We start from the raw sequence: 17,533 nt of genomic DNA, 5'->3' as shown, positions 1-17,533 counted from the left end.
AGAGAGCACTCAGAGTCCTTGGTATCCGGGTTCGTCGGAGCAAGGGTCCCCCGGAAGAGGGATATCGCGAAAGCTGCAAGTGCCGCTCGACCAGAACTTGTGAGAGTGATCGGACGTTGATTGAAGTCTGTTGCTCTTGTTGGCTCGGTTGTTCGGTTTCAAGGCTTTTCGCTTTAGAGGTGCACCTACGTGTTGCCACGTGCCGCTCGTCAAACACACACGGTTTCTCCCGCCCACGCCTTCGATTCGACCACGCTCACGGAGAGTGAGATTCGTGGCCTCGCGGCCCGATTCGGCTCGCCGCTGCTGGTGGTCGATTGCGAACAGGTGCGTGGGCAATATCACTCATTGAAGGCCGCGCTTCCAGGCGTCGACCTGCACTATGCATTGAAGCCGCTGCCGCATGCCGCGGTGGTCGCCTGCCTGCGTGACGAAGGCGCGTTCTTCGACCTCGCCACGACCGGCGAAGTCGAACTCGTGAAGGCTCAGGGCATTCCTGCCGAGCGCTGCATCCACACGCACCCGATCAAGCGCGACAGCGACATCCGCGACGCGCTGCGCTTTGGCGTGAAGATCTTCGTGGCCGACAATCCGGACGAGGTCCGCAAGTTCGCCCGCTATCGCAAGCGTGCGGAACTGTTGATCCGCGTGTCGTTCCGCAGCCCCGACGCCGTCGTCGACCTGTCGCGCAAGTTCGGCTGCGAGCCGGGCGCCGTGCTTGGAATGATCGAGCAGGCCCGCCGACTGGGCATCCGCGTGCGTGGCCTGTCGTTCCACGTGGGTTCGCAGGCGACCGAGCCGACCAAGTACATCGAGGCCATTCGTGCCTGCACGGACCTGATCGCCGAGGCGTTGCTCGCCGGCCTGCCGTCGCTCGACATCCTCGACATCGGCGGTGGCTTCCCGGTGTCGTACAACGAGGAAGTGACGCCGATCGACGAGTTCTGCCGTCCGATTCGCGAAGAACTCGCGAAGTTGCCGGCTCATGTCCGGGTGATTGCCGAGCCGGGCCGGTTCATCGCCGCGCCGGCGGCCATCGCCATCTCGAGCGTCATGGGCAAGGCGAAGCGCGACGGTCGCTGGTGGTATTACCTGGACGACGGTCTGTACGGCTCGTACAGCGGTCAGTTGTTCGACCACGCCAAGTACCCGGTCACGGCGCTGCGTCAGGAAGGTGAGCTGTTCCCGAGTGTGCTGGCGGGGCCGACGTGCGATTCGATCGACGTGATCGACGACGACATCCAGCTGCCGGAGCTCGAAGTCGGCGATCTGGTCGTCGGCCGCATGATGGGTGCTTACACCTGGGCGAGCGCGACCGACTTCAACTTCTTCAAGCGCGCCAAGGTCGTCGTGATGCACGAACGGCCGGCGGATGCGAAGCGAGTGGTCTCGCTGAAGTCGGCTGCGGGCCGCAGCGCCGCCTGACGTCCTGCGGGGCGTGATGTTCTGAAGGCCCGGCACAGCAATGTGCCGGGCCTTTTTGTTGTCCCAGGCTGACGGCGGTCATGTGTTCATCTGCTAGGCTTCTGACGTTCAGCGGCGAAGTGGGGCGTAGCGTGAGAGAAAGCGGGTCAGCGCATCGCGCACCGGACGTTCGCGTGGTCGACTTCGTCGACGGGGCGCGCGAGGCGCTCGGCCTGGCCGTCGTCATCGACGTGTTCCGCGCGTTCTCCGTCGCGTGCTACGCGCACGCGCAAGGTGCATCCAGAATCATCCCGGTGGCTTTGATCGAGCGGGCCCGCGAACTGCGCGCCGCCATCCCGGATTCACTGCTGATTGGTGAGCGCCATGCGCGGCCGTTGCCGGGATTCGATTGCGGCAATTCGCCTACTGAGCTCGCGCAATTGGATCTGCAGGGTCGCACGGTGATCCACACGACACATTCCGGCACCCAGGGCCTGACTCAGGCACTCAGGGCTGACGGGGTTATTTCCGGGTCACTCGTGAATGCGGGGGCGATCGTGAACTACATCCGCAGCCGCGGTTTCGAGCGCGTGACATTGGTGCGTATGGGGCATGAAGCCCGCGAGCGCTGTGCCGAGGACGATCTGTGTGCAGACATTCTGCAGCAGCGTCTCGCTGGCGGCAGTCCCGACGTCACGCAGGTTCGCGAACTGTTGCGGGCGGCAGAGAGTGCGCGCAAATTTTTCGATCCGGAGGCGACCTGGGCGCCGGAACAGGATTTCGAATTGTGCACCCGGGTCGATGTCTTCGATTTCGTGTTGCAACTACAGGTGCAAGCGCCGGTGCCGTATCTGAAGGCAATCGCCGTGCGCTCAGCGGATACCACGGAGAGCATTGGATGAGTCCTGTCGTCCGCACGATCATTCTGCTGACGCTCTCGAATGTCTTCATGACATTCGCCTGGTACGCCCATCTCAAGCACATGAACCAGAAGCCGTGGATCGTCGCGGCGCTGGTCAGCTGGGGTATCGCGCTGTTCGAGTATCTGCTGCAGGTTCCGGCGAACCGCATCGGTTACACGGTCATGACGCTGCCGCAGCTCAAGATTCTGCAGGAGGTCATTACGCTGACCGTGTTTGTGCCGTTCGTACTCATCTACATGCGTCAGCCGCTGAAGCTCGATTACCTGTGGGCGGCGCTGTGCATGCTGGGCGCGGTGTATTTCATTTTCCGCAAGTGATGCCTGTCGAGAAAGGACGATGACTACTGCCATTCACCGCCTGGTCGAATCGTGTCGCCGCGGCGATGACCCATCGGTCGTTACGCGCATGGCGTCCGGATGGGCGGTGATGGGGCGGCGGCAGGTGTTGCGTGGTTACTGCCTGCTGCTGCCGGATCCGGTGGTGCCGCATCTCAATGCGTTTCCTGCCGCTGCGCGCGAGCAGTTCATGATGGACGTGTCCGTGCTCGGCGAGGCGGTGCAGCGCGCCACCGGTGCGTTGCGGATCAACTACGCGATCTTCGGCAACCTGGAGCCGGCGTTGCACGCGCACGTGCACCCGCGCTATGTCGACGAGCCTGAAGCCATGCGGACGGGAAATCCCTGGTCGTACGACTGGTCACAGGCCCCAATGTTCGATCCTGCTTTGCACAGTGAGCTGCGTGACCTGATTCGTCATAACGTGCAGACACAGATTCAGGAGCGCGCGAGAGAGAGATCCGCGCCGGGCGCGCTGCATCACCTCGATCTCACGGTGTCGGATATGCAGCGATCGACTGCATTCTACGATCGCTGGCTGCCGATGATGGGGCTGCGGCGGATTGCAGATTGTGCCGAGGGGCCATTGTGGCGCGGAGAACAACTGGAACTGGGATTGCAGCAGACGAAGTCGTCCGTACTGCACGATCGCAGCGCGCCCGGTTTGCACCATCTGGCGTTCGCAGCGGCGGATCGCGATGCTGTCGTACGCCTGTACGAGGCGCTGTGTATGGGTGGCGCGACAGTGCTTGATGCGCCGGCGGAGTATCCGAGTTATGCGCCGGGGTATTTCGCTGTTTACTTCCCGGACCCCGACGGTATCAAGTTGGAGTACGTCTTCACTCCCGCATAGTGTGAAGGGTGTGTGTTTACACGCTGCCTGTGCAAGGTACACTTTCGGTCCTGCGACGCAGGACACGGAGCGTCGCCCAGTGAACGGCTGTCAGCGCAGCTGTTGAAGAACAAGCTCCAATCGCGCACAGCGGTGCGTGAGCAGTACCAGGAAGTGGGGTGCTCGATATGCGGATCAAATCGAGCCTTGCCGATCATGTGGCAGAGCAGCTGTCATTTCTCGGCACGATCTCGAATCGTGCGATTTTCGGCGCGGTAGGCATTTTCATCGACGATCGTCTGTTGGGGATCGTGTCGGACGATGTGCTGTACCTGCACACCGGGCCATCGAACTGCGACGATTATCTGTCGCGCGGCTGCCTTCAGTTCAAGCCGTACCCGAACGCCTACAACCTGACGACGGATCATCATCAGGTGCCCGACGAGATTCTCAACGATCCGGCGATGCTCAAGGCATGGGGCGAGCGCGCGTTAAAGGCCGCCATCGAGGCAGCGCGCATCAAGCAGCTTGCAGGCATCGAGCGCTCACGACACGCGAAGCAGGCGAAGAAGAAAAAAGACAAGTAGACGGAAAATTGACAATGGACAGTTGATAGTTGTGGAGTTGAAGAGTCGGAGACTTCTCTGTAACTATCAATTTTCAACTATCAACTGCATCATCAATTTCCGTTCGTCAGCGCCACGAGCGCACTCAAGGAACGCAGCGGCTCCGAACAGGTCATGCCGCGACAGATATAAGCCACGGTCTTCGGCATCGCGGCCTTCGACAGCAGGGCAGCAGGCAGATTGACTGCATCCGCTGGAATCGCGAACGTCAAGCGACGGGGCGCATAGATCTTCGCCAGCTCGTCGCGCCATGCCGCCGCTTCGGCGCCGCGCACAATGATGATCTCTGGTGGTTCGAGATGTTCGTCGAGCGCTATCAGCATTGCCGCATGCCCATGCGGATAACGTTCCACCGACGGCCACGCGGCGCGCAACGTGCGCGCGGCAGCATCGAGGTAGCGGGTTTCACCCAGCAACAGTCCCAGGCGCGTCAGTGACTGCGCCGCCAGGGCATTGCCGGAAGGAATGGCTTCGTCGGCAAACGAGCGTGACCGATGGATCAGCGCTTCGTGATCGTCCGCCGTGAAATAGAACCCGCCTTGCTCTTTGTCCTCGAACCTCGCGAGCAGGATGTCGGCCAGATCGATCGCGAACTGCAGGTGCTCGCTGCGCCAGCAGGTCTGCAGCAGTTCGAGTACGGCATCGAGCAGGAACGCATGGTCATCGAGGTAGGCGGGAAAGCGCGATTGCCCATCCTTGTGGACGGCCAGCAAGCGGCCATCGCGCCACAGATGCATGCGGATGAAATCGAGTGCGCGTGTGGCGGACTCTGTGAGATCCGGTCGTTGCAGTGTGCGCGCAGCGATGGCCATGCCGGCGATCGCAAGGCCGTTCCACGCCGTCAGTACCTTCTCGTCGCGACCTGGCCAGATCCGCTGGTTGCGTACGGCGAGCAAAGTTGAGCGCGCTGCATCGAGCCGGCGCTGTGCCTCGTCGACAGGAATCTGCAGCTCCGCGGCGATGTCTTCCAGCGAACGATATACGTGCAGATGCCATGCGCCCTCGAAGTTGGCCTCGTGGTCGAGACCGAATCGGCGCGAGAACACCTCATACGCTGGCGGTGGCAGCAGCTCGCGAACCTCCGCATCGTCCCAGACATAGAACCTGCCTTCGTGACCTTCCGAGTCGGCATCGAGCGTCGACCAGTAGCCGCCGGCCGGCGATTGCAGATCGCGAATGATCCAGTCCGCCGTCTCGTTGGCAATGCGTCGAAACAGCGGATCGCCCGTGGCGATCGCGCAGTGTGCGGCGAGGGCCAGCAGCGGACCGTTGTCATAGAGCATCTTTTCGAAGTGCGGGATCATCCAGTACTGATCGACCGAATAGCGGGCGAAGCCGCCGCCCAGTTGATCGTAGAGGCCGCCTTCGGCCATGCGCGTCAGCGTCAGGGTTGCCATGTAGAGCGCGCGCAGATCGGGCTCGTCGCTCGTCGCCGATGCGCGCCACACGCGCAGCAGGAAGGCGATGTTGGTCGGATGGGGGAACTTGGGTGCGCCGCCGAAGCCGCCGTACTCTGAATCGAACTCGCGCGCCAGCATCTCGCGCGCCACCACCATCGGTTCAGCGGTCAGCGCGGTCCCGGCTGGCGCAGCCGGGGGTGAGAGTTCTGCAAATGCTGTCTGCAATGCCTGGCTTTGCTGCGCAATATCCGCGGCGCGCGTGCGATGGAATTCTGCGACCCGCCGCAACAGGTCCTCGAATGCCGGCATGCCCTGACGCGACTCTTTCGGAAAATAGGTACCACCGAAGAATGGTTGCTGATCCTGTGGCGAGAGGAACATCGTCAGTGGCCAGCCGCCGCCGCGCTGAATCAGCATCTGGTGGGCGATCTGGTAGATCTTGTCCAGATCCGGGCGCTCCTCGCGATCGACCTTGATGTTGACGAACAATTCGTTCATGACCGCGGCCGTGGCCGGATCGTCGAACGACTCGTGCGCCATCACATGACACCAATGGCACGCGGAATAGCCGATTGACAGCAGGATCGGTTTGTTCTGCTGCCGCGCCAGTTGCAGCGCTTCCGCGCCCCAGGGATACCAGTCCACGGGATTACCCGCATGCTGCAGCAGGTAGGGGCTGGTCTCGAGGGCCAGGCGATTGGTGTGGCCGCTGCCGGAAGTGTTCGACGGGTGCATGAGGAGAGCGTCACTCAGCTAGAATCGACGCACTATAGCGATGAACACACTCAACACCACCCATACGGCCGATCCGGCCGACATACCCGAGCTGCGCCTCAAGCGCGGCGAGGACCGACGTATTTCCGCGGGACACCTGTGGGTGTTTTCCAACGAGGTCGATACCGCACGTACGCCGCTGACTGCGTTCCAGCCCGGCGCGCTCTGTCGCGTCGTCAGCGATCGTGACAAGTTCCTCGGCTACGGTTACGTCAACCCGCATTCGCTGATCAGCGCGCGCATTCTTGGGCGGGACCCTGCTTTGCTGTCCGGCAAATCACCCATCCAGTCATTGCTCGTGCACCGCCTGCAGGTCGCCTTGTCCCTGCGGCGGGCGTTGTATGAGCGGCCGTTCCACCGGCTCGTTTACGGCGAGTCCGACGCACTGCCGGGCCTGGTGCTGGATCGCTTCAATGACGTCATCGTCGGGCAGATCGCTACCGCCGGGATGGAAGCGCTCAAGGGCGAGATCGAAGCAGCCGTCCGCAAGGTGCTGGCGCCCGCCGCCATGCTGTGGAAGAACGACAGCGGCGCGCGTGAAATGGAAGGGCTGCCAAGCTACGTCGAAACAGCGTTCGGCGATGTGCCTGATGCGGTGACGGTCGAAGAGGGCGGCGTCGGCTATCGGGTACCGATGAGCGAGGGACAGAAGACCGGATGGTTCTACGATCAGGCCGCCAATCGCCTGGCGCTGCGCAAGTACGTGGGCGGCGCCCGTGTGCTCGATGTTTTCAGTTATCTAGGTGCCTGGGGATTGGGCGCACTGCGTGCGGGTGCAACCGAGGTCACGTGCGTCGATTCGTCCGCGCCGGCACTGGAACACCTGCAGGCCACTGCGAGGGCAAACGGGCTCAAGCCCAACGTGATGCGCGGCGATGCCTTCGATGTCATGGAATCGCTGCACGCCGAGAAGCGCCGTTTCGACGTGGTCGTGATCGATCCGCCGGCCTTCATCAAGCGTCGCAAGGACATTCCGAAGGGCGAGGCGGCCTACAAGCGTCTCAATCAGTTGGCGATGCAGTTGCTCGAACGCGAAGGCGTCCTGGTTTCCTGCTCGTGCTCGTACCACCTCGAGCCCGACAGCCTGGTCGCCGCGATTCAGCGCGCAGCGCGTCACGTTGGTCGTTTCGTGCAGATCGTCGAAGTGGGCGGGCAGGCGCCCGATCATCCGATTCATCCGGCGATCGCGGAAACACGCTATCTCAAGGCGTATTTCTGTCGCGCCGTCCAAGAGTGATGCGGCAGCAACCATCGAGTCAGGAATGATCCAGTATCCCGCGATCGATCCGATCATCGTCTCCCTCGGCCCGCTGGCGATCCGTTGGTACGGCATGACCTATGTCATCGCTTTTGCGGTGGCCTGGTGGCTCGGCCGCCGGCGCGCGGCGCAGCCGGGATCGACCTGGAAGCCGACCGACGTCGACGATGTGATCTTTTACGGTGCGCTTGGCGTCATCCTCGGCGGCCGTATCGGCTGGGTGCTGTTCTACGGGTTCGAGCGGCTGCTCGACGACCCGCTGATGCTCCTGCGCATCTGGGAAGGCGGCATGTCGTTCCACGGTGGCCTGATCGGCGTGATCATCGCGCAACTGCTGTTTGCGCGGCGGCAGCGGCGCAGCGTCGTCGATGTCCTCGATTTTCTCGCGCCGTTACCGGGCATCGGCATTCTCGCGGTGCGTTGCGCCAACTTCATCAACGGCGAGTTGTGGGGCAAACCGACGCAGGCGCCGTGGGGATTCATCGTCGACCCCGCCACGCTGCATCCGGCTCAGCGGGCCGAAGCGCTGCGCATGTGCGACCGCTTCAACATCGACCCGTGCGTCCTGCACGTTCACGCCTCTCAGCTCTATGAGGGGCTGCTCGAAGGCCTGGTGCTGTTCGTGATTCTCTGGATCTACACCTCGAGGCCCCGGCCGCGCCTTGCGCCGGCGGGACTGTTTCTGCTCTGCTACGGCGTATTCCGCTTCGGAGTCGAGTTCGTGCGCGTGCCAGACGAAAATCGCGGCTACCTGCTGTTCGACTGGCTCACCATGGGCCAGATACTCTCGACGCCGATGATCGTGGCCGGTCTCATCATGATGATCGTTGCCTATCGCCGGAACGAGCCGAGCGGCAATTTCGTGGCGAAGTGATCCATGCGCCCTTATCTCGAACTGCTGCGCCACGTCCGTGAAACAGGCGTCCGCAAGGACGATCGGACCGGTACCGGCACCTTGTCGGTGTTCGGTTATCAGATGCGTTTCGATCTGGCCCAGGGCTTCCCGCTGCTGACGACCAAGAAGCTGCACCTGCGCTCGATCATTTATGAGTTGCTGTGGTTCCTGCGGGGCGACACCAACGTCAAGTACCTGCGTGACCACAACGTGACGATCTGGGATGAGTGGGCCGACGAGCGCGGCGAACTCGGGCCGATCTACGGCAAGCAGTGGCGCTCCTGGCCTGCACCGAACGGGAAGGTCATCGACCAGATCAGTCGGTCGGTCGACCTGATCCGGCGCAACCCTGATTCGCGCCGCATCCTGGTCAGTGCCTGGAACGTGGCCGAGCTGGAGCAGATGTCGCTGACGCCCTGCCATGCGCTGTTCCAGTTCTGGGTCGCCAACGGCAAGTTGTCCTGCCAGCTCTATCAGCGCAGCGCCGACATTTTCCTGGGCGTGCCATTCAATATCGCCTCGTATGCGTTGCTCACTCACATGTTCGCGCAGCAGTGCGATCTGCAGGTGGGCGACTTCGTCTGGACCGGCGGTGATACGCATCTGTACCTGAATCATCTCGATCAGGCCGACGAGCAGTTGCAGCGCACGCCGTACGCCACGCCGCGGCTGGTCATCCGGCGCAAACCACCGTCGATCTTCGAATACGAATACGAAGACTTCGACGTCGTCGATTACCAGGCGCATCCGGCCATCAAAGCCCCGATCGCCGTGTGAGACCGGGCCGGCGGGTCTGCGGGCCGCTGGTCAGAGAAGAATCCCCACCCATTGGTTGAAGTTCATGCCAAAGAAATCGCCTCCGAAGAAAGCTCCGCCGAAAAAGGCTCCACCGAAGAAAGTCAAGAAGGCTCCAGCCAAGAAGGTTCCGCCCAGGAAGGCTCCGCCCAAAAAGGCTCCGCCGAAGAAGGCGCAGCGCAGCAAGCCACTCAGGAAATCCCAGCCTGCGTTCGCAACCTCGCCATTGATCGAGGCGCGCAACTCGCCGATCCATGGCCGGGGCGTCTATGCCATCCAGCCGATCAAGAAAGGCGCCCGCATCATCGAATATCTCGGCGAGCGCATCTCGCACGGCGAGGCGGACAGCCGCTATGAAATGAAGGCCGACGATGACGGTCACACGTTCCTGTTCGTCGCCAGCAATCGCACCGTGATCGACGGCGGCGTGAACGGCAATGACGCGCGCTTCATCAATCATCACTGCAATCCGAACTGCGAGACCGTCATCGAAGGCAGCCGCGTGTTCATCGATGCGGCACGCAGCATCAAGGCGGGTGAAGAGCTCGGGTATGACTACCAGCTCACCTGGGACAGCACCGACGAGCCCGAGGAACTTGCGCTCTACGCCTGCCGCTGCGGTGCCAAGCGGTGCCGGGGCACCATGCTCGATCGCGAGCCGCTGGATAAAAAGAAGGTCGCCAAGAAGACCAAGAAGACCAAGAAGAGCAAGCGTTGAATTAGCCAGTCAGCCACCGCATGTCCTCTCTCACCATCGTCGTCGCCGCGGCCGAGAACAACGTGATCGGCCGCGGCAATCAATTGCCCTGGCGGCTGCCGGACGATCTGAAGCGCTTCAAGGAAATTACGATGGGCAAGCCCGTCGTAATGGGTCGCAAGACCTGGGAATCGATCGGCAAGCCGCTGCCCGGGCGCACGAATATCGTGGTCTCGCGGCAGCCTGACCTGAGCATCCCGGGCTGCGTAGTGGTCGGATCGATGAATGCCGCGCTGGTGGCGGCCCGCGGCGCGCCCGAGATCATGCTGATCGGCGGCGCACAGCTGTATCGCAACGCACTGACCATGGTTCATCGCATCCACCTGACCCGCGTGCATGCGGGCCTCAATGGCGATACGCTGTTCCCCATCCTGGACCCTGCGCAATGGCGCGAAACCGTTGTTGCGACGCATCCTGCCGACGAGCGTCACGCCTACTCATTTACTTTCATCACCCTCGATCGCATCCCTCATGAGTGACAAACTCCGCTTCGATTGCAGCAAGTGCCCGGGCTATTGCTGCAGTCACGAGCGCATCGCAGTGAGCGAGTACGACATCGCGCGACTCGCGAAGCATTTCGGTCTGACGAACGCCGAGGCGAAGCGGCGCTTCACGTATCACTACAAGACCAAGGAAGCGGACGAACAGATCCTGCGACACCAGCGCGATCACGTGTACAAGAGCATCTGCCGCTTCTTCGACACGGAAGAGCGTCGCTGCACGGTTTACGAAGCGCGTCCGAATGTCTGTCGCAAGTACCCGTACGGCACCCGCTGCGGTTACTACGAATTCCTGAAGTTCGAGCGCGAACACCAGGACGATGATGAGTTCATTCCGTCGGCATGAGAGGCAAGTTGATAGTTGAGAGTTGATGGCGAAGAGGCAGGACTCAGAGTCCTCACGCTTTCAACTATCCACTATCAACTATCCACTTCCCTTCATGCGTCTCAATAAGTTCATCAGCGAGACTGGCGCCAGTTCACGGCGCGAGGCCGACGGCTGGATCGAGGCCGGTCGCGTGACCGTCAACGGTCAGGTGGCGACTCTCGGTACCAAGGTCGAGGAGGGCGATGTCGTCTGCGTCGACGGGCGCCAGATTGGCGCTGCGAAGCAGCACGTCTACATCGCGCTCAACAAGCCCGTGGGCGTGACCTGCACGACCGAGCGTGACATCCGCGGCAATATCATCGACTTCGTGCGTCACCGCGAGCGCATCTTCCCCATCGGTCGCCTCGACAAGGATTCGGAGGGGCTCATCCTGCTCACGAATCACGGCGACATCGTCAACGAGGTCCTGCGTTCGGAGAACGAGCACGAGAAGGAATACCTGGTCACCGTGGATCGCCCCGTGACGGAGATCTTTCTCGACGGCATGGCAAGCGGCGTCCGGATCCTGGGCACGGTGACCAAGCCCTGCCGCATCCGCCGCGAAGGCCCGGCCACCTTCCGGATCATTCTCACCCAGGGCCTGAACCGCCAGGTACGACGCATGTGTTCGTTCTTCGGTTACAGGATCGTGCGCCTGCAGCGCGTGCGGATCATGCATATCGAGCTGGGTGCGCTGCCGATCGGCCGGTGGCGCGACCTGACCCGTGATGAGGTTCGCGGATTGCTCCGGGACTCGGGACTCACGACCGGCTAGCCCCAATGGTCCGCTGGCGATCTGCGGCAGGGAGCATTACCCTTGCCGCCAGTCATGGCAGCCTGTTCGAATCGCGTGGATTCCGAATACGACCTCAAAACCCGCGTCACCGGCCTGGATTCGCTGCCCTTGCCGCGATCGGGAGCGGACTGTCTGGTCGTCATCTACTCGCCTGCCCATGCCGAACTTGGCCGACGGCATATTCTCGACCGGCCGGTCACGACGATCGGTCGCGGCCGCGACAACGATATCGTGCTGCCCAGCGACTGCGTCTCGCGCCGTCATGTCCGCCTGGAACATCGCCCCGAGGGACTGGTGCTGGTCGATCTGGAGTCCACCAATGGCACGTTCGTGAACGACGATACCCGCGCCAATGGCGAACACCCCCTCAAGCGCGGTGATCAGCTCAAGGTCGGCGATACCATCTTCAAGTTCCTGTCCGGTTCCGACGTCGAATCGCAATATCACGAGATCATTTTCCGCATGACCGTCACCGACGGTCTGACGAATCTGTCGAACCGCAAGCAGCTCGACGCGATGCTCGCGGAAGAGATTCCCCGCGCGCTGCGGCACGGGCGGCATCTGGCCGTGCTGATGCTCGACATCGATCATTTCAAAAGCATCAACGACACGCATGGGCACCTGACCGGCGATTCGGTGCTGCGCGGACTGGCGTCGATCCTGCAAAAACGGCTGCGGCCGAACGACAAGCTGGGCCGGTACGGCGGCGAGGAGTTCTGCGCCATCCTGCCGGAGACCGATCTGCCGAATGCCGTCTTCATCGCCGAAGAGCTGCGCACGCTGATTGCCGCGCACAAATTCGCCGCGGAGAGCAAGGAAGTCCAGGTGACGATCTCCATCGGCGCGGCCGTGCTCCATGGAGAGATGCAGCCTGACGGCTTGTACAAGCGTGCGGACGACAAGCTCTACGAGGCCAAACGCAGCGGTCGCAACAGGGTTTGTTACTGAAGCGTGCCGAGAGATCCGCAGCGCAAGTAGTTCAGTGGGGCCTGCGGATACCGAGGACTGCTACCAGTCCTGCAGATGATTGGCGCACGGCGCCTTGTACCCATGCAGGCAAGTGCTTGCCTCATCCTCGAAGTGTTCGACACATATCCCGCCACACTTGTCACTCCCACCCTTCGATGTCCGGCGGCAACACTGTCCCGAGACCAGACGGCGTCGATCGGGATTGAGCGGTGATGCGTTCCCCCCGAAGACACCAGAGCGCGTGAATTCGGAGGTGGAGATGAGTACGACGAGATCACCAGAGCAGGGCCGGGAAGACGGCCATCAGATCATGAACTCGCCTGCGATCGTGTCGCAGCAAGAGTGGGAGGCGGCGCACGCACAGCTTCTCACCAAGGAAAAGGCGCTGACACATGCCCGCGACGCGCTCGCCGCTGAGCGACGGCGGATGCCTTGGCTTGCCGTGGGAAGGCCTTACATGTTCGACGGGCCCAACGGCAAAGTGAGTCTGCTCGAGCTGTTCGAAGGCCGCCGTCAGCTCATCGTCTACCGCGCTTTCTTCGAGCCCGGCGTTCATGGCTGGCCGGAGCACGCGTGTGTCGGCTGTTCCATGGTGGCCGACCAGGTCAGTCATCTCGCTCATCTCAACGCACGGGACACGACGCTCGTGTATGCGTCCCGTGCACCGCAGGCGGACATCGCCCGTCTGAAGGCGCGGATGGGTTGGGACAGAATTCCCTGGTACACCATCACCGACAGCTTCGACACCGACTTCGGCGTGAGTGAATGGCACGGCCATAACGCATTCATCCGCGACGGCGAGAAAGTGTTCCGCACGTATCTGATCAACAGCCGTGGCGACGAAGCAATAGGCACGCTCTGGAGTTACCTCGATATGACGGCGCTCGGACGTCAGGAAGTGTGGGAGGACTCGCCGGCCGGCTACCCGCGGAGCCGGCCCTACAAATGGTGGAACTGGCACGACAGTTACGTTCCGGACGCCGCGCCCGATCCGAAGTGGGTCGAGGTGTCGGATGCCGGAGAGGCTGCCTTCCGGGAACACGATGAGTAGCTCGTGTGAGCGACTGATCGCTCACACGATTCGTCTCATTCCACCGTCACCGACTTCGCCAGGTTGCGCGGCTGATCGATGTTGCGATCACGCGCCAGAGCGACGTGATAAGCGAGCAGCTGCAATGGAATGCTGACGAGCAGGGGATCGAGTGCGGGCTCCGACTTCGGCACTTCGATGGTCGCATCGACGTTCATCGGCAAGGGATCGCCGGGCTGTGTGATCACGAACGTCGGGCCGCTGCGCGCCCGGATCTCCTCGATGGTGGACAGGTTCTTTGCATAGAGATCGTCGCGGGGCATGATGACGACGGTCGGTGTCTGCGGGCTGATCAGCGCCAGAGGGCCGTGTTTCAGTTCGGATGCCGGATAGGCTTCCGCATGCAGATAGCTGATTTCCTTGAGCTTCAATGCTCCTTCCATGGCGATGGGGTAGCAGGCCGCCCGGCCCACGAAATACGCGTTCTCGTACCTGGCGAAAGTGCGCGCCAACGTCGCAATCCGCGCCTCCTGATTGAGGATGGTGGCCACCTGATCGGGTAATGCCTGGAGCGCCGTCAGCAGGCGCGCGCCCTGGGCCGTCGACAGATCCTTGAGTCGTCCGAGGTGAATGGCCAGCAAGGCGAAGGCGACGACCGTGCAGGTGAAGGTCTTGGTGGACACCACTGCGATTTCCGGACCCGCGTGCAGATAGATGCCGCGGGCGCATTCGCGGGCGATGCTGCTGCCGACGACATTGACGATGCCGAGCACGCGTCCGCCTTTGCGTTTCACTTCCTGTACGGCGGCCAGGGTGTCGAACGTCTCGCCGGACTGGCTGACCGCGATATACAACGTGTCCTGCTCGATGACCGGATTGCGGTAGCGAAACTCCGAGGCCGGCTCGGCGTTGGCGGGAACGCGCGCCAGTTGTTCGATCAGGTGAGCGCCCAGGCTGCCGGCGATGAACGCCGAACCGCAGCCGAGGATCTTGATGCGCTTCACTTCCAGCAATTCGCGAGCGGCCATCTCCAGTCCGCCGATGTGCGTCGTCTGGAAGCGCGGCTCGAGACGTCCGCTGAGAGTGCGGCGGATCGCCTCCGGCTGTTCCGCAATTTCCTTGCGCATGTAGTGCGCGAACTCGCCCTTGTCGAAGGCCTCGTCGGACCACGTGATCGTCAGGGGTGTTTTGGCGGTCGCACCGCCGTCGAGTGTCGAGGTTGCATAGCCATCGGCCCGAACTACGGCCAGTTCACCGTCGTCGAGATGGACGACGCTCTGTGTATGACGAACCAGCGCGGCGGGATCCGAGGCCACGAACATTTCGTGATCGCCGATGCCGATGACGACAGGGCTGCCGTTGCGCGCAATCACGATGGAATCCGGTCGCTGTGCGTCGAGGACGGCGATACCGTAGGTGCCGGTGACCAGTTTCAGAACGGCTCGCAACGAGTCTTCGAGCTTGTCTGTCGGGAACGTGGCGAGCAGGTGTGCGATGACTTCCGAGTCGGTCTCGGAACGAAAGACCACGCCGGACGCCTGCAGCTTCGCACGCAGCGAGCCGGCGTTTTCGATGATGCCGTTGTGGACGATGGCGAATCGTCCCGTCGCATCGGTATGCGGATGCGCATTGGCATCGCTCGGCTCGCCATGCGTCGCCCAGCGCGTGTGGGCAATGCCCGTCGTGCCTTTGATGCGTTCCGGCAGGATGCGCTCCAGATCACGCACCTTGCCCTTGGTCTTGATGACCTGCAGCTTGTCGTTACGCGCCACTGCAAGACCCGCGGAGTCATAGCCGCGATATTCGAGTCGATGCAATCCTTCCATCAGGATCGGCGCGGCGTCGCGCTTGCCGATGTAACCAACGATTCCGCACATCAATTGCCTCCGGCGGCCAGGCGGCCAACTGGGTTACTGGCCGACTGGCCAGCGGTACAGGATCACTCTGGCCACCAGACCAGCAGACCAGCAGGCCAGTCAGCCAGCTAGCAAGTTGGCCAGTTGGCCAGTTGGCCAGCAGACCATCTAGCCAGCAGACCAGCTAGCCAGCAGACCAGTTAGCCAGCGTCACCCATAAATCACCCGTCTGATCTGTCGTTCGCTGAAGTCGGACGCGCGGAATCGCCATTGCGTGAGTTCGGTTGCGAGCCGGGAAAAAATCTCGGTGTTGGAGCAACCGCTCGACTGCAATTCCCGGTGGCGTCGTCGAATGAAGTCCTCGGGCGTCTCGTCCAGGAAGTTCAGGACTTCATGCACGACACGCGTGGCTTCGGCGGGCGTCAGTCGGGTCGTCCGGCTCAGGTACGCGATGAGTTCATCGAGGTCGGTCTGATCCGGCATGGGCGCGCACTCTGCCTGAGGAGCTGGGAAATCCTCAACCAGTTTGCCCGAATACGGGCAGGATCAGGCCTGAAACGAGAGGCGGATCGGCACGCCCGCGTCATTACTGACTGTTGTGGCTCAGGTAGAGATAGATGTAGCCGGTGACGAACAGGACGGTCAGGCCGCCAGCGAACAGCACCCCGGCACCTGCTGCCATGATCGACAGGATTCCCGGGGCATCTGTCGGCGTTGCGCCGCACAGCATGATGAGGGCGAATGCAGACGCGCAGTTGCACGACCACTTCAGCAGATAGCCGGGAAGATAGACGCGCATCCGCCGGTTATGCAGATAGGCGGCAGACCGTGCAAAGCGATCGCCCGTCGATGCATTCTTGAACAGCCAGAACGGCCACAGATACCGGAACAGAACCTGCGCAAACGGCATGTCGTCGTAGGCCGAAATCTGCGCCGCCGTCGTGCGTGTGGGAGGGGCAACTTGCTGCGTCATTGGCCTCATCCTCTGTCGAACACCGTCGCCGGACGGTGTGTCGACGATAGATGGATGAGTCGTCGCGTTGGTTCCGTAGTTATCCGTATCCCGAAAGGCTACTCAAGGCCTGGCTCAAAGGACGATCGAGCCGCGGCCGATCTCGATGGCATCACCGCTGACCAGAATGCGGCGGTCCTCAGTCACATCGAGAAACAGCGTCGATGGGCGACAGGCGTACTCGCCCTGCGAGATCTGGAATCGTTGCGGCAGACCACGCCCGGTCGCGATCATCCAGCCACCCAGGTTCGCTGTAGCGGAACCGGTCGCGGGGTCCTCCAGGATGCCGCCGTTGCTGGGAAAGAAGTAGCGCGCGAGCAGTCGCCTCGCTGCAGTTTCTGCAAAGACATACGCGTTGGATTGACCTTCCTCGTTGGTGATCGCGGCGAGTTGCTCGATCATCGGTCGTGCACGACGCACCGCCGCTTCGCTGCGCAAAGGAATGACGAGTTGCTCCTTGCCGGCCTTCACCCACAGCGGGGCATCGCCAATGTCGTCGTCATCCAGCCGCAACGCAGCAGCGAGTGCGTGACGTGGCAGGCGGACTTCGCGCCACGTCGCCAGGTTGGCCTGCAAGGTCCAGCGATTGCCCACAGCGCTGACTGGAATGATTCCCGCGCGCATCTCGAGCGTCAGCGAATCGCCGCCACGTTTCAGCGCGCGACAGACGAAGGCCGTACCGAGCGTCGGATGGCCGGCGAACGGCATCTCGAAATCCGGCGTGAAAATCCGCACGCGGGCATTGGCCTGTGTCGAGGGCAGGATGAAAGTCGTCTCCGACAGATTGAACTGTCGGGCCAGCGACTGCATGGACGCGTCGTCGAGTGTCGAGCCATCCTCGAAGACGCACAACGGATTTCCCGTGAATTTGTCCTCGCCCTGCGTGAAGACGTTGATGATCCGGAACGCGAGTGAAGTCATGCGGCACCTCTCTTCGGCAGGTGCGCAGTGTGGTGGATGTTGCAACGGCGGGTAAATGCACAGTGCTGCGCTGGCAACGCCGA

At 62.2% G+C, this 17,533-nt stretch carries 20 protein-coding genes; 14 read left to right on the top strand and 6 right to left on the bottom strand.

What is annotated here, in order from left to right:
• Positions 1 to 192 precede the first annotated feature (192 nt).
• From VIZ63_RS24130 to VIZ63_RS24110, 5 genes are all read left to right on the top strand, one after another.
• Positions 193 to 1,425 carry a type III PLP-dependent enzyme gene (locus VIZ63_RS24130; protein ID WP_414703836.1) on the top strand — a complete coding sequence of 411 codons (1,233 nt, stop codon included), beginning with the start codon at positions 193 to 195 and terminating at the stop codon, positions 1,423 to 1,425.
• 173 nt (positions 1,426 to 1,598) lie between these two features.
• Positions 1,599 to 2,306, top strand: coding sequence for a 2-phosphosulfolactate phosphatase (locus VIZ63_RS24125; protein ID WP_331612381.1), 708 nt, complete (start codon positions 1,599 to 1,601; stop codon positions 2,304 to 2,306).
• Complete coding sequence (locus VIZ63_RS24120; protein ID WP_331612380.1) at positions 2,303 to 2,644, top strand: DMT family protein; 342 nt, start codon at positions 2,303 to 2,305, stop codon at positions 2,642 to 2,644. The genes VIZ63_RS24125 and VIZ63_RS24120 overlap by 4 nt, the downstream gene beginning before the upstream one ends.
• Positions 2,645 to 2,663: 19 nt before the next feature.
• Positions 2,664 to 3,515 (top strand): VOC family protein, encoded by an 852-nt coding sequence (locus tag VIZ63_RS24115; RefSeq protein WP_331612378.1) that lies wholly within the window; start codon positions 2,664 to 2,666, stop codon positions 3,513 to 3,515.
• 167 nt (positions 3,516 to 3,682) lie between these two features.
• Positions 3,683 to 4,081: a TfoX/Sxy family protein gene (locus tag VIZ63_RS24110; protein ID WP_331612377.1), complete on the top strand. Its 399-nt coding sequence runs from the start codon at positions 3,683 to 3,685 to the stop codon at positions 4,079 to 4,081.
• A 92-nt stretch (positions 4,082 to 4,173) separates the two neighbouring features.
• Here VIZ63_RS24110 and VIZ63_RS24105 read toward each other — a convergent pair whose 3' ends face one another.
• On the bottom strand, positions 4,174 to 6,255 hold the full coding sequence (locus VIZ63_RS24105) for a thioredoxin domain-containing protein (RefSeq protein ID WP_331612376.1): 2,082 nt from the start codon (positions 6,253 to 6,255) through the stop codon (positions 4,174 to 4,176).
• Positions 6,256 to 6,295: 40 nt separating this feature from the next.
• Between VIZ63_RS24105 and VIZ63_RS24100 the strand changes: the two genes are divergently transcribed.
• From VIZ63_RS24100 to thyA, 3 genes are read left to right on the top strand one after another with little or no spacing between them, the layout of a single operon-like run.
• Positions 6,296 to 7,531 carry a class I SAM-dependent rRNA methyltransferase gene (locus tag VIZ63_RS24100; RefSeq protein WP_331612375.1) on the top strand — a complete coding sequence of 412 codons (1,236 nt, stop codon included), beginning with the start codon at positions 6,296 to 6,298 and terminating at the stop codon, positions 7,529 to 7,531.
• 25 nt (positions 7,532 to 7,556) lie between these two features.
• Positions 7,557 to 8,426, top strand: a complete 870-nt coding sequence (lgt, locus tag VIZ63_RS24095; protein ID WP_331612374.1) for a prolipoprotein diacylglyceryl transferase — start codon at positions 7,557 to 7,559, stop codon at positions 8,424 to 8,426.
• A gap of 3 nt (positions 8,427 to 8,429) precedes the next feature.
• Positions 8,430 to 9,224, top strand: a complete 795-nt coding sequence (gene thyA, locus VIZ63_RS24090) for a thymidylate synthase (protein ID WP_331612373.1) — start codon at positions 8,430 to 8,432, stop codon at positions 9,222 to 9,224.
• A 30-nt stretch (positions 9,225 to 9,254) separates the two neighbouring features.
• Here thyA and VIZ63_RS24085 read toward each other — a convergent pair whose 3' ends face one another.
• The gene (locus VIZ63_RS24085; RefSeq protein ID WP_331612372.1) at positions 9,255 to 9,485 is read right to left on the bottom strand and encodes a hypothetical protein; all 231 of its coding nucleotides are present in this window, start codon (positions 9,483 to 9,485) and stop codon (positions 9,255 to 9,257) included.
• Between VIZ63_RS24085 and VIZ63_RS24080 the strand changes: the two genes are divergently transcribed.
• From VIZ63_RS24080 to VIZ63_RS24055, 6 genes are all read left to right on the top strand, one after another.
• Positions 9,469 to 9,960 carry an SET domain-containing protein gene (locus VIZ63_RS24080; RefSeq protein WP_331612371.1) on the top strand — a complete coding sequence of 164 codons (492 nt, stop codon included), beginning with the start codon at positions 9,469 to 9,471 and terminating at the stop codon, positions 9,958 to 9,960. The genes VIZ63_RS24085 and VIZ63_RS24080 overlap by 17 nt on opposite strands.
• Positions 9,961 to 9,980: 20 nt before the next feature.
• On the top strand, positions 9,981 to 10,478 hold the full coding sequence (locus VIZ63_RS24075) for a dihydrofolate reductase (protein ID WP_331612370.1): 498 nt from the start codon (positions 9,981 to 9,983) through the stop codon (positions 10,476 to 10,478).
• Entirely contained in the window at positions 10,471 to 10,845 is a 375-nt protein-coding gene (locus VIZ63_RS24070; protein ID WP_331612369.1) for a YkgJ family cysteine cluster protein, read from the top strand. The genes VIZ63_RS24075 and VIZ63_RS24070 overlap by 8 nt, the downstream gene beginning before the upstream one ends.
• A 94-nt stretch (positions 10,846 to 10,939) precedes the next feature.
• A complete protein-coding gene (gene rluF, locus VIZ63_RS24065; protein WP_331612367.1) occupies positions 10,940 to 11,641 on the top strand; it encodes a 23S rRNA pseudouridine(2604) synthase RluF in 702 nt (233 codons plus the stop codon).
• A 54-nt stretch (positions 11,642 to 11,695) separates the two neighbouring features.
• Positions 11,696 to 12,610: a GGDEF domain-containing protein gene (locus tag VIZ63_RS24060; RefSeq protein ID WP_331612366.1), complete on the top strand. Its 915-nt coding sequence runs from the start codon at positions 11,696 to 11,698 to the stop codon at positions 12,608 to 12,610.
• A gap of 280 nt (positions 12,611 to 12,890) precedes the next feature.
• A complete protein-coding gene (locus VIZ63_RS24055; protein WP_331612364.1) occupies positions 12,891 to 13,682 on the top strand; it encodes a DUF899 domain-containing protein in 792 nt (263 codons plus the stop codon).
• A gap of 35 nt (positions 13,683 to 13,717) precedes the next feature.
• Here the strand turns inward: VIZ63_RS24055 and glmS are convergent, their stop codons facing one another.
• The 4 genes from glmS to VIZ63_RS24035 form a co-directional block, all read right to left on the bottom strand.
• Positions 13,718 to 15,538 (bottom strand): glutamine--fructose-6-phosphate transaminase (isomerizing), encoded by a 1,821-nt coding sequence (gene glmS, locus VIZ63_RS24050; RefSeq protein ID WP_331612363.1) that lies wholly within the window; start codon positions 15,536 to 15,538, stop codon positions 13,718 to 13,720.
• A gap of 189 nt (positions 15,539 to 15,727) precedes the next feature.
• Positions 15,728 to 16,000 carry a hypothetical protein gene (locus VIZ63_RS24045; RefSeq protein ID WP_331612362.1) on the bottom strand — a complete coding sequence of 91 codons (273 nt, stop codon included), beginning with the start codon at positions 15,998 to 16,000 and terminating at the stop codon, positions 15,728 to 15,730.
• 103 nt (positions 16,001 to 16,103) lie between these two features.
• Positions 16,104 to 16,490 carry a hypothetical protein gene (locus tag VIZ63_RS24040; protein WP_331612361.1) on the bottom strand — a complete coding sequence of 129 codons (387 nt, stop codon included), beginning with the start codon at positions 16,488 to 16,490 and terminating at the stop codon, positions 16,104 to 16,106.
• A gap of 114 nt (positions 16,491 to 16,604) precedes the next feature.
• Positions 16,605 to 17,450 (bottom strand): PhzF family phenazine biosynthesis protein, encoded by an 846-nt coding sequence (locus tag VIZ63_RS24035; protein ID WP_331612360.1) that lies wholly within the window; start codon positions 17,448 to 17,450, stop codon positions 16,605 to 16,607.
• Positions 17,451 to 17,533: the final 83 nt, after the last annotated feature.

It is taken from the genome of Povalibacter sp. (assembly GCF_036520495.1).
Taxonomy (GTDB): domain Bacteria; phylum Pseudomonadota; class Gammaproteobacteria; order Steroidobacterales; family Steroidobacteraceae; genus Steroidobacter.
The sequence above is the reverse complement of the archived record's forward strand: the minus strand, read 5'-3'. Positions and strand labels throughout refer to the sequence as shown.

Bases quoted from the DNA above. Each gene is read 5' to 3' on its own strand.
- VIZ63_RS24110 (WP_331612377.1), top strand. From the start codon at position 3,683: ATGCGGATCAAATCGAGCCTTGCCGATCATGTGGCAGAGCAGCTGTCA.
- VIZ63_RS24035 (WP_331612360.1), bottom strand. From the start codon at position 17,450: ATGACTTCACTCGCGTTCCGGATCATCAACGTCTTCACGCAGGGCGAG.
- VIZ63_RS24105 (WP_331612376.1), bottom strand. From the start codon at position 6,255: ATGCACCCGTCGAACACTTCCGGCAGCGGCCACACCAATCGCCTGGCC.
- VIZ63_RS24070 (WP_331612369.1), top strand. From the start codon at position 10,471: ATGAGTGACAAACTCCGCTTCGATTGCAGCAAGTGCCCGGGCTATTGC.
- lgt (WP_331612374.1), top strand. From the start codon at position 7,557: ATGATCCAGTATCCCGCGATCGATCCGATCATCGTCTCCCTCGGCCCG.
- VIZ63_RS24075 (WP_331612370.1), top strand. From the start codon at position 9,981: ATGTCCTCTCTCACCATCGTCGTCGCCGCGGCCGAGAACAACGTGATC.
- VIZ63_RS24060 (WP_331612366.1), top strand. From the start codon at position 11,696: ATGGCAGCCTGTTCGAATCGCGTGGATTCCGAATACGACCTCAAAACC.
- rluF (WP_331612367.1), top strand. From the start codon at position 10,940: ATGCGTCTCAATAAGTTCATCAGCGAGACTGGCGCCAGTTCACGGCGC.
- VIZ63_RS24045 (WP_331612362.1), bottom strand. From the start codon at position 16,000: ATGCCGGATCAGACCGACCTCGATGAACTCATCGCGTACCTGAGCCGG.
- VIZ63_RS24100 (WP_331612375.1), top strand. From the start codon at position 6,296: ATGAACACACTCAACACCACCCATACGGCCGATCCGGCCGACATACCC.
- thyA (WP_331612373.1), top strand. From the start codon at position 8,430: ATGCGCCCTTATCTCGAACTGCTGCGCCACGTCCGTGAAACAGGCGTC.
- VIZ63_RS24120 (WP_331612380.1), top strand. From the start codon at position 2,303: ATGAGTCCTGTCGTCCGCACGATCATTCTGCTGACGCTCTCGAATGTC.
- VIZ63_RS24115 (WP_331612378.1), top strand. From the start codon at position 2,664: ATGACTACTGCCATTCACCGCCTGGTCGAATCGTGTCGCCGCGGCGAT.
- glmS (WP_331612363.1), bottom strand. From the start codon at position 15,538: ATGTGCGGAATCGTTGGTTACATCGGCAAGCGCGACGCCGCGCCGATC.
- VIZ63_RS24055 (WP_331612364.1), top strand. From the start codon at position 12,891: ATGAGTACGACGAGATCACCAGAGCAGGGCCGGGAAGACGGCCATCAG.
- VIZ63_RS24040 (WP_331612361.1), bottom strand. From the start codon at position 16,490: ATGACGCAGCAAGTTGCCCCTCCCACACGCACGACGGCGGCGCAGATT.